Consider the following 10,694-nt stretch of genomic DNA (forward strand, 5'->3'; position numbering starts at 1 on the left):
GTCTAACGATCGGCGCCCAGTACAGGCACCAGGGCGGCGCCCAGAGCAGCCGGATCATGACGGGGCGTGCCGTCGTCGACCGCGACGGGAGCGAGGACCAGTCGGGCTCCCAGGGATTCTGCCGCACCGTGGACCGGTTCGGGGTCACCGACCGCCTTGGCGTCGGCGAGCACGAAGTCGACTGTCAGCTCCGGCAGATACCAACGCAGCGCCGCCAGGTGGTCGGCGACAGAGAGACCGAGGGTCTCCTTCTCGGCGGCGAGGTTGAGGGTGACCAGCCGCCGGGCCGGGCTGGCCAGGATCGCCGCGGCCAGCTGCGGCACCAGCAGGTGCGGCAGCACGCTGGTGTACCAACTGCCCGGTCCGAAGATCAGCCAGTCGGCGGCGCCGATCGCGGCGACCGCCTCGACACACGCCGCCGGCGCCTGCGGGGTGAGCCGCAGCGACTCGACCCGGCCCGTGGTGACCGCGACCTGATGCTGTCCGCGTACGGTGCACACCTCGTCGGGACGTCCCGGGTCGGCACCGCGGACCCGGGCCTCGATGTCGACCGGTTGGCGGGACATCGGCAGCACCCGGCCGACCGAGCCGAGCATCGCTCCCGCGTGCTCCAGGGCGGCCACCGGGTCGCCGAGCAGCTCCATCAGGCCGCAGAGCACCAGGTTGCCCACCGCGTGCCCGGCCAGCCCGTCGCCCCGGCCGCCCGTGGTGGTGTCCGCGAAGCGGTGCTGGAACAGCCCCGCGCTGCGTCGGGTGGCGGGGTGGTCGCCGGCCAACGCCACAAGCGCCTGCCGCAGGTCACCGGGGGGCAGTCCGCCCCGTTCGGCGCGCAGCCGGCCGCTGGAGCCGCCGTCGTCGCCGACGGTCACCACCGCCGTGATGTCCAGGTCAAGCTCGGGCGCGCAGCGCCGCAACGCCCGCAGCGAGGCGGACAGGCCGTGCCCGCCGCCGAACGCCACCACCCGGATCGTCATTCCCGCCCCAGGTCGCGGTGTTGGGCGTTGGCGGCCAGCCCGGCGCGCCGCAGTCGGGCCGCCAACTCCTCGGCGATCGCCACGCTGCGGTGCTTGCCACCGGTGCAACCGACCGCCACGGTCAGGTACCGCTTGCCCTCCCGCTCGAAGCCGGCCGTGGTGGCGTTCACCAGGTCCGCGTACGCGTCGACGAAGGCGTTCGCGCCCTCCTGCCCCAGCACGTACGCGCTGACCGCCTCCTCACGCCCGGTGTGCTCGCGCAGCTCAGGCACCCAGTACGGGTTGGGCAGGAACCGGGCGTCCATCACGAAGTCGGCGTCCGGTGGCAGGCCGTACTTGAAGCCGAAGGAGATCACCGTCAGCCGCAACCGGCGGGCGTCCTCCCCGCCGAACAACTCCTCGACCCGGCGGCGCAACTGGTTCACGTTGAGGTGGCTGGTGTCGATGATCACGTCGGCCTGGTCGCGGGCCTCTTCCAGCAGTCCCCGCTCGACGGCGATGCCGTCGGCGAGCCGGCCGTCACCCTGCAACGGATGCGAGCGTCGCACGCTCTCGAACCGGCGGATCAGCACCTCGTCGTCGGCGTCGACGAAGACCACCCGGGGGGCGTAGCCCCGCTCCTTCAGCTCCCGGATCGCCTCGGCCAGATCGGTGGAGAAGGCCCGGGAGCGCACGTCCAGCACCATCGCGGTACGCCGGGCCGCCCCACCCGCCTTCACGGCCAGCTCGGCCATGTCCAGCAGCAGCGCCTGCGGCAGATTGTCGACGACGTAGAAGCCGACGTTCTCCAGCGCCCGGGCCACGGTGCTGCGGCCACCACCGGAGAGACCGGTGACCACGACCAGGGTGGTGTCCGTTTCGGCGGGCACCGCGGTCTGCTCACCGGGTACGCCCGCACGGTGACCGGTCGTGTGCGCCTCGCCCACCCGTCTGCCCCTCCAACCGTGCTGCCCCGGCCGATCCGGCCGGGCATGGTCAAGCAGCGACTCTAGCTCGCCGGTGTCCGGCTCCGGGGGGACGCACCGCCGCCACGCCGCAGGGCCATCGGAAGCGCGTACCCGTCGTGTCGGCTGACTGACGGCGCGCGACGCGCGACGCGGCTATCCTCCGGCCATGGGCAGGCACGGGGCGCGGCTGCGCTGGGTGGTTGCCCTGGTGTCGGTCACGATCGCCGTGCTGGCCACGGTGGACCGATACGTCGACCGCGAACGCGAGTGGGCCCGCGGCGGCGACCAGGTGGCGGTCTCCGTCGAGGCCGTGCTGCCGGAGCCGGACCAGGTGGCGGACGCGGTCGTCGCGTTCGGCCGACCCGAGCCGGTGGACAACGTCATCGGCGGGGAGGACCGGCAGTCGGTGGTGTTGCGGCTGCGCTGGTCCGGGCCGCCGCGCAAGGGCCACTACCAGGTCATCCTGCTCGACGGCCGGGTGGAACCCGCGAGGGTGGTCCAGCCGTACGCCGGCTGGGACGACGACGGCGACACCGGTTCCAACTGGGCCGGGGCGTACGACGTGCTGGCCGAGCGGTACCGCTGGCTCGCCGACACCGCCACCCGCGAAGACCCCGAGGGCACCTTCACCACCCCGGACAACGTCGGCGCGGTGGGCACCCGCGCGACCGCCGACGGCAGCCTGATCGCCGTCTTCCGACTGCTGCCCGGCACCCTCCCGATGACCGACCCGTCGCGCCTGGTGGTCGCGTTCTGCTACGTCGATCCCGACGGTGACGTGCGTTGGGCCAAGCAGGTGCCCGTCCCGCCCGCCCCATGACCCGCGTTCGATCGAGATCGAGCCGCTCTAAGCTCGGGGCGATGGCCGGAGCGAGGCAACTCCCGGGGCGGACCTTCCGCGAGGCGGTGGGCGACCGGAAGGTCGACGTCGCCCTGATCGTGCTGGCCGCCACGGTGGGACTGATCACGGTGGTCGACCAGATGAACGACCCGGTGCCGGTTTCCGCCTGGGTCCGGTACGCGGACTGGGTCACGGGGGCGCTCGGCTACCTCGCGCTGTGGTGGCGACGTCGGTTCCCGGTCGTGCTCGGCGTCGCCCTGGCCGTGGCGAGTTCGTTCTCCGAGACGGTCGCCCCGGCCGCGATCGTCGCGTTGTTCACCGTCGCGGTGCACCGCTCGATCAGGGCGACGGTCGTGGTGTGCGCGATCAGTCTTGCCGCCCTCGGCACGTATCAGCTGCAGTGGCCCGAGACGACGGCTCCACCGTTGACGGTGTTCATCATCATCGGGCTGGGGCACCTCGCCACCGTGGCGTGGGGACTGTCGGTGCGCAGCCGTCGGGCGCTTGTCGCATCCCTGCGGGAGCGGGCGGCAGCAGCCGAGGTCGAGGCGCTGCTGCGGGCCGAGCACGCCGCGCGGGAGGCCCGGGAGGCGCTCGCGCGGGAGATGCACGACGTCCTCGGACACCGGCTCTCGTTGCTCAGCGTGCATGCGGGCGCCCTCACCTACTCCCGCGACGCGCCGGCCGAGGACCGGGCGCGGGCGGCCGAGGTGGTCCGCGAGAACGCGCACCGCGCTCTGCAGGATCTCCGCGAGGTGATCGGGGTGCTCCGGGCCCCCGTGGGCGAGCTGCCGCTGCCGGGCGTCGTGGACGTCCTGGAGCTGATCGACGAGGCCCGCCAGGCCGGCACGCCGGTCGAGTTGCGGGACGAGGCCGGGGTGACGACCGATGACCGGATCCTCCCGGCGACGCAGGGTCGCACGCTCTACCGCCTCGTGCAGGAGGGCCTGACCAACGTGCGCAAGCACGCCCCGGGTACGCCGGTGGTGGTCCGGATCACCGGGCGGCCCGACGACCACGTGACCGCCGAGGTGGTGAACGCGCGGCCGACCGGCCCACGCTCGCGCCCCGACGGTTCCGGGGCGGGGTTGCGCGGGCTTGGTGAGCGCGCCCGGCTCGTGGGCGGGCAGCTCGACCACGGGCCGACGGACTCGGGCGGCTGGCGGGTCCGGCTCCGGTTACCCTGGCCGTCGTGACCCACCCGATGTCTGCCGACGACGCGGCCGGCGGCCAACCAGTCATCGACATACTGGTGGTCGACGACGACCCGGTGGTCCGGTTCGGGCTGAAGATGATGCTGAGCGGAGCTCCCGATCTGCGGGTGGTGGCTGAGGCGGGCGACGGCGCGGAGGCGGTGGAACTGGCCCGACGCCACCGGCCCGACGTGGTGTTGATGGACATCCGGATGCCCGGCACCGATGGGCTCACCGCCACGGAAACGCTGCGCGGCGAATCGTCCGCGCCGCAGGTCATCGTGTTCACCACCTTCGACGCCGATGCCCGCGTGCTGCGTGCCCTGCGGGCGGGCGCGGCCGGGTTCCTGCTGAAGGACACGCCGCCGGACGAACTCGTCGTCGCGATCCGGCACGCGGCACAGGGGCGTCCCGTGCTCTCGCCCGAGGTGACGCGTCGGCTCATCGCGCGGGTCGCGGAGTCGGGGCAGGACGGCCGGCAGCACACCGCCCGACGCCGTCTCGACGTGCTCGCCGACCGCGAGCGGACGGTCGCGGTCGAGATCGGCGCTGGGCGCACCAACGCGGAGATCGCCGCGCGGCACCACCTGGGCCTGACCACGGTCAAGACCCACGTGTCGGCGATCCTCACCAAGCTGGATCTCAACAATCGCGTGCAGGTCGCGCTCCTCGTGCAGGAGGCGGGGCTCGTTCCCCCGGACTGACCGGACAGCGCCGGGCACGTTCCTACTTTGGTTTGTGGATCCGGAGCCTTGGACGGAGAACGCAGCCAGCCGGCCCGCCTAGCGTCGATGTCATGCCACTTTCACTCCGACATACCCGCGTGTCGCCGGTACCCCGACGGACCGCCGCGGTGCTGGCCGCCGCCGTGCTTGCCCTGACCGGTTGCACCGGTGGGGTCGGTACGGCGGCAGCGGACCGACCTTCCTCCGGCCCGACCGTGCCCGCCCCGATCCCGGACCCGGTGCAGTGGGAGGAGTGCGGGCAGGGCCTCGACTGCGCCACCGTCGAGGTGCCGCTGGAGTACACCGAGCCCGACGGGGAGCAGATCAGCCTTGCCGTGACCCGGCACCGGGCCACCGATCCGGACCGGCGCATCGGCAGCCTGTTCATCAATCCCGGGGGTCCGGGGGTGCCGGCCACCGAGACGGTCGCGTCCATCGACGCCGCCAACGACAAGGGCCCCTACTCGCCCGAGGTCGTCGCCCGGTTCGATGTTGTCGGCATGGACCCGCGCGGTGTCGGTCAGTCCGGTGCCGTGCGCTGCCTCACCGACGAGCAGCGGGCCGAGCAGGCGACCGAGAACCGCGACCCGCGCATCCCGGGTGGGAAGCCGTTCGGCAAGTTGCTCATCGACGCCCGCACCTTCACGAAGGGTTGCCTGGACCAGCAGAACCCCGAGTTCCTGGCGAGCCTGTCCACCGACAACGTGGCCCGCGACCTGGACCAGGTGCGTGCCGCGCTCGGCGAGGAGAAGATCACCTTCTACGGTGCCTCGTACGGCACGGTGGTGGGTCCGATGTACGCCACACTCTTTCCTGACCGCGTACGCCAGATGGTGATCGACGCCCCGGTCGACACCGACCTGTGGCAGAACGACCCGCTGCGACTCCTGGACGACGTCGCCCGTTCCAACGAAGAGACGCTCGACGCCTGGTTCGACACCTGCCGCGCCGAGGGCGTGCAGGTGTGCGCCTTCGGCGCGGGCGATCCGCGGGCCGCCTTCGACGCCCTGATCACCAAGCTGGAGGCGAAGCCGCTGGTGGTCCCCCCGGTCGAGGGCCTCACACCGGGCGGCACGCTCGACGGGGCGATGGCCCTGGAGGCCGCACGGGCCGCCGCAGGCAACCGGGCACTCTGGCCCGTACTCACCGCGGGCCTCCTTGCCGCGCAGCAGGGCGATGGCACGGGACTGCACTTCGTGGTCTCATTCGTCACCGTTGCGCCGTTCGGTGGCCCGTTCGCGATCCTCCAGGAACCGCACACCGCCGTGCGGTGCGTCGACTGGCCGAAGCTGGACAAACTTTCCGAGCACCACGCCGCGGCCAAGAAAATCACCGAACGCGGCGAACGGCTCGGCAGTCGGGCCGCCTACAGCGCGCTCAACTGCGCGCTGTGGCCCGTCGAGAACGAGGACCGGGTCACCCGGGAACTCACCGGCGCGGGCGCCCCGCCGATCCTGGTGGTCGGCGGCCGGTTGGACAACGTGTCCCCGCACCACTGGGCCGAGGCGATGGCGGAGCGGCTGGAGGACGCCGTCCTGCTCACCCGCGAGGGCGTCGGCCACACCTCCTACCGCACCAGCGGCCCGTGCGTCGACGCAGCCATCGATGCAGCACTGATCGACGGAGTGCTGCCCGCTGAGGGCACCGTGTGCGACGCCGTGCCACCGGCCACCACCCGGCCGCTGACGGCACCGGCGGGGTAACCGCGTCATCGACCTACCCGGTACGCGAGATGCGGCATGTCGTGGCTTCCGCCAGCGCGGATACCGCGACATGCCGCAACCCGTGTCGCCCAGGGTGGCTCGTAGAATCCACGGATGGTCTCTCCCGCCGACGTGAGCGTCACCGACCTGGCCGCCTCCGACGCGCCCACCGCCGAGAAGGTGACAGCGACGCTGGAGGTGCTGCGGCGGGTATTCGGGTACGACTCGTTCCGGGGCTTCCAGCGGGAGGTCATCGACCACGTGGTGGCCGGCGGGGACGCGCTGGTGCTGATGCCCACCGGCGGCGGCAAGTCGTTGTGCTACCAGATTCCCGCGCTGGTCCGGGACGGCGTCGCCGTGGTGATCTCGCCGCTGATCGCGCTGATGCAGGACCAGGTCGACGCGTTGACCGCGGTCGGGGTGCGGGCCGGCTTCCTCAACTCCACCCTCGACCCGGACACCCGCCGGCTGGTCGAGGCGGAGTTCGTCGCCGGCGAGATCGACCTGCTCTACCTCGCGCCGGAGGCGCTGGCCAGCCGGGCCACACTGAGCCTGCTCGACCGGGGGCGGATCTCCCTGTTCGCCATCGACGAGGCGCACTGCGTGTCGCAGTGGGGCCACGACTTCCGGCCCGACTACCTCAACCTGTCGATGCTGCACGAACGCTGGCCGGGCGTACCCCGCATCGCGTTGACCGCCACCGCGACCAGCGCCACCCGGGCCGAGATCGCCACCCGGCTCAGCCTCACCGAGGCGCGGCACTTCGTGGCCAGCTTCGACCGGCCCAACATCCAGTACCGGATCGTGCCGAAGCGGGAGCCGCGCAAGCAGCTGCTGGCCCTGCTGCGCGACGAACATCCCGGCGACGCGGGCATCGTCTACTGCCTGTCCCGCGCCTCGGTGGAGAAGACCGCCGAGTTTCTGGTCGCCAACGGCATCGACGCGCTGCCGTACCACGCCGGTCTGGACGCGGCCACCCGCGCCGCCAACCAGCAGCGCTTCCTGCGCGCCGACGGCGTGGTGATGGTGGCGACGATCGCCTTCGGGATGGGTATCGACAAGCCCGACGTGCGGTTCGTCGCCCACCTCGACCTACCGAAGTCGGTCGAGGGCTACTACCAGGAGACCGGTCGCGCCGGCCGCGACGGCCTGCCGTCGACCGCCTGGCTGGCGTACGGGCTTCAGGACGTGGTCCAGCAGCGAAAGATGATCGACACCTCCGAGGGTGACCTGGCGCACCGGCGCAATCTCGCCGCCCATCTCGACGCGATGCTGGCGCTCTGCGAGACGGTCCGCTGCCGCCGGGCGCAGTTGCTGGAGTACTTCGGCGAGCCGGCCACCGGCGGCTGCGGCAACTGCGACACCTGCCTGGAGCCGCCCGAGTCCTGGGACGGCACGGTGGCCGCGCAGAAGCTGCTCTCCACCGTCTTTCGGCTGGACCGGGAGCGCAACCAACGGTTCGGCGCCGGGCACTGCGTCGACATCCTGCTCGGTCGTACCACCGACAAGATCAGCCAGCATCGGCACGACTCGCTCACCGTGTTCGGCATCGGCGGGGAGCTGAGCGAGGCGGAGTGGCGCGGCGTGGTCCGACAACTGCTCGCCGAGGGACTGCTCGCCGTCGAGGGCGACTACGGCACCCTGACGCTCACCGACGCCAGCGCCGAGGTGCTCGGCCGGCGTCGTACCGTGATGCTGCGTCGCGAGGCGGCACGCCCGGCGAAGGCGGCCAAGCCCCGGGGCGCGGCCACCGTGGTCGCCGAGCTGCCGGCGGAGGCGGCCGGCACGTTCGAGCGGCTGCGGGCCTGGCGGGCGGCCACCGCGAAGGAGCAGGGCGTACCCGCGTACGTCATCTTCCACGACGCGACGCTGCGCCAGATCGCCGCCGACGCGCCGTCGTCGCTGGCCGAGCTGTCCCGGATCAGCGGCGTCGGCGAGAACAAGCTGGCCAAGTACGGCGAGCAACTTCTCGGAGTGCTCGCCGACGCCACCTGAGGTACCGCACTCCCCATCAAGATCCGCGCGACTTCAGGGTTGTTGCTGTCTCAGGCGCCGTGGAAACTGCAACGTCCCCGAAGTTGTCAGCTTGCGGGAGGTTCGGTGGTGGAGGTAGGCGTGCCGAGGGCGGTGAGGATGGCCTCGGCGGTACGGCGGCCGACGCCGGGGACCTCGGTGATCTCCTCGACGGTGGCGGCCGAGAGGCGTTTCAGCGAGCCGAAGTGACGCAGCAGCGCCTTGCGGCGGACCTCGCCCAGGCCGGGGACGTTGTCCAACGCCGAGGTGGTCATCCGCTTGGAGCGGCGCTGCCGGTGGAAGGTGATGGCGAAGCGGTGCGCCTCGTCGCGTACCCGTTGCAGCAGGTAGAGCCCCTCGGAGGCGCGCGGCAGGATGACCGGGAAGTCGTCGTCGGGCAGCCAGACCTCCTCCAGCCGCTTGGCCAGCCCGCAGAGCGCCACATCGTCGATGCCCAGCTCGGCGAGGGCCTGCGCGGCGGCGGCGACCTGCGGCGCTCCGCCGTCGACGACCACCAGCTGCGGCGGGTACGCGAACCGGCGTGGCCGGCCGGTCGTCGGGTCGACCAACGTTCCGATCCGCGGCTCGTCGCTGCCGTCGGCGACGCCTGCGTCACCACCGTCGGCGGCGACCGGCGCGCCGCCGGGGTCGTCGGCGGCGACCGTGGCCGACTCACGGGCAGCGGCGTCAGCGGCAGCGGTGTCCCCGGCGGTGCGGTCCATGGCGGTGGCCGGGAGGGCGAGGTCGGCGGCGGATTCGACTCCTGCCTCGCCCGTCTCGGCGCGGGCGTCGAGGTAGCGGGCGAAGCGGCGGCGCAGCACCTCGGACATCGCCGAGAGGTCGTCGGTGGACCCCCGGATGATGAACCGGCGGTACTCGCTCTTGCGGGGCAGCCCGTCCTCGAAGACGACCATGCTCGCCACCACGTCGGTGCCCTGGATCTGCGAGATGTCGAAACACTCGATGCGCAGCGGCGCCGTCCGCAGACCGAGCGCCTCGGTGATCTCGTCGAGGGCCCTGCTGCGGGTGGTGAGATCACCGGCCCGCTTGAGTTTGTGCCGGGCCAGGGCGTCCTTCGCGTTGCGTTCCACCGTCTCCATCAGGGCCCGCTTGTCGCCGCGCTGCGGCACCCGCAGCGTCACCCGGCCGCCCCGGTGGGTGGAGAGCCAGTCGGCCAACGCGTCGGCGTCGGCGGGCAGCTCGGGCACCAGCAGCTCACGCGGCACATCGGCCTCGCCGTGCTCGCCGCCGTAGACCTGGGTGCAGAAGTGGTGCACGAGGTCGCCCATGGTCAGCTCCTCGGTCTTCTCCACCACCCAGCCGCGCTGGCCGCGTACCCGGCCGCCCCGCACGTGGAAGACCTGGACCGCGGCTTCGAGCGGGTCGTCAGCGAAGGCCACCACGTCGGCGTCGGTGCCGTCGCCGAGCACCACTGTCTGCTTCTCCATCGCCCGGCGCAGCGCGGCGACGTCGTCGCGCAGCCGGGCCGCCCGCTCGAACTCCAACTGCTCGCTGGCCTCGGCCATCTCGCGTTCCAGTTTGCGGACCATGGTGTCGGTACGCCCGGCCATGAAGTCGCAGAAGTCGTCGACGATCTCGCGGTGCCGCTCGGCGGAGACGGTGCCGACACAGGGGGCCGAGCACTTGCCGATGTAGCCCAACAGGCAGGGGCGGCCGACCTGGCCGGCCCGCTTGAACACCCCGGCGGAGCAGGTCCGGGCCGGGAAGACGCGCAGCAGCAGATCGAGTGTCTCGCGGATCGCCCAGGCGTGTGAGTACGGCCCGAAGTAGCGCACCCCCTTGCGCTTGGCGCCGCGCATCACCTGGAGCCGTGGGTACTCCTCGTCGAGGGTCACCGCCAGGTAGGGGTACGACTTGTCGTCGCGGTACCGGACGTTGAACCTCGGGTCGTGCTGCTTGATCCAGAGGTATTCGAGCTGGAGCGCCTCGACCTCGGTGGCCACGGTGACCCAGTCGACCGCCTCGGCGGTGGTGACCATCTGCTGGGTGCGCTGGTGCAGCCCCCACAGGTCGGCGAAGTAGGAGTTGAGTCGACTGCGCAGGTTCTTCGCCTTGCCTACGTAGATCACCCGGCCGGTGCCGTCGTAGAAGCGGTAGACCCCTGGTGCCTCGGGAATCGTGCCCGGCGCGGGACGGTAGGTCGACGGATCAGCCACACTCCGAGATTAGTCGCCGCCCCCGACAGCCCGGATCATCCCCTGATGCCCGTTCTTCTCGCGGCGGGGTGGCAGCACGCGAGGCACCTATCGACTCCTTCCAATATCGAGCGTGGCGGCC

8 protein-coding genes are annotated in these 10,694 nt (G+C 72.0%); 5 read left to right on the forward strand and 3 right to left on the reverse strand.

Translation table 11 applies throughout. The annotated features are described in order from the left end of the window. Positions 1–2 precede the first annotated feature (2 nt). Positions 3–974 (reverse strand): uridine diphosphate-N-acetylglucosamine-binding protein YvcK, encoded by a 972-nt coding sequence (gene yvcK / locus KBX50_RS19000; protein ID WP_210938493.1) that lies wholly within the window; start codon positions 972–974, stop codon positions 3–5. Then, positions 971–1,843 (reverse strand): RNase adapter RapZ, encoded by an 873-nt coding sequence (gene rapZ / locus KBX50_RS19005; protein ID WP_093401610.1) that lies wholly within the window; start codon positions 1,841–1,843, stop codon positions 971–973. The genes yvcK and rapZ overlap by 4 nt, the downstream gene beginning before the upstream one ends. Positions 1,844–2,087: 244 nt before the next feature. Here rapZ and KBX50_RS19010 point away from each other — a divergent pair, with 244 nt between their 5' ends. From KBX50_RS19010 to recQ, 5 genes are all read left to right on the forward strand, one after another. Continuing rightward, positions 2,088–2,741 (forward strand): hypothetical protein, encoded by a 654-nt coding sequence (locus tag KBX50_RS19010; protein WP_210938495.1) that lies wholly within the window; start codon positions 2,088–2,090, stop codon positions 2,739–2,741. Positions 2,742–2,782: 41 nt separating this feature from the next. After that, entirely contained in the window at positions 2,783–3,958 is a 1,176-nt protein-coding gene (locus KBX50_RS19015; protein WP_210938497.1) for a histidine kinase, read from the forward strand. Positions 3,959–3,966: 8 nt separating this feature from the next. Next, complete coding sequence (locus tag KBX50_RS19020; protein WP_210938538.1) at positions 3,967–4,659, forward strand: response regulator transcription factor; 693 nt, start codon at positions 3,967–3,969, stop codon at positions 4,657–4,659. Between the two features lie 119 nt (positions 4,660–4,778). Further along, positions 4,779–6,383: an alpha/beta hydrolase gene (locus tag KBX50_RS19025; RefSeq protein ID WP_210938499.1), complete on the forward strand. Its 1,605-nt coding sequence runs from the start codon at positions 4,779–4,781 to the stop codon at positions 6,381–6,383. A gap of 114 nt (positions 6,384–6,497) precedes the next feature. After that, entirely contained in the window at positions 6,498–8,378 is a 1,881-nt protein-coding gene (recQ, locus tag KBX50_RS19030; protein WP_210938501.1) for a DNA helicase RecQ, read from the forward strand. An 86-nt stretch (positions 8,379–8,464) separates the two neighbouring features. Here the strand turns inward: recQ and uvrC are convergent, their stop codons facing one another. After that, entirely contained in the window at positions 8,465–10,573 is a 2,109-nt protein-coding gene (gene uvrC, locus KBX50_RS19035; RefSeq protein ID WP_210938503.1) for an excinuclease ABC subunit UvrC, read from the reverse strand. Positions 10,574–10,694 lie beyond the last annotated feature (121 nt).

This window comes from Micromonospora sp. C51 (assembly GCF_018070435.1).
GTDB lineage: Bacteria > Actinomycetota > Actinomycetes > Mycobacteriales > Micromonosporaceae > Micromonospora > Micromonospora sediminimaris.

Bases quoted from the DNA above. Each gene is read 5' to 3' on its own strand.
- yvcK (WP_210938493.1), bottom strand. From the start codon at position 974: ATGACGATCCGGGTGGTGGCGTTCGGCGGCGGGCACGGCCTGTCCGCC.
- KBX50_RS19010 (WP_210938495.1), top strand. From the start codon at position 2,088: ATGGGCAGGCACGGGGCGCGGCTGCGCTGGGTGGTTGCCCTGGTGTCG.
- KBX50_RS19015 (WP_210938497.1), top strand. From the start codon at position 2,783: ATGGCCGGAGCGAGGCAACTCCCGGGGCGGACCTTCCGCGAGGCGGTG.
- KBX50_RS19020 (WP_210938538.1), top strand. From the start codon at position 3,967: ATGTCTGCCGACGACGCGGCCGGCGGCCAACCAGTCATCGACATACTG.
- recQ (WP_210938501.1), top strand. From the start codon at position 6,498: ATGGTCTCTCCCGCCGACGTGAGCGTCACCGACCTGGCCGCCTCCGAC.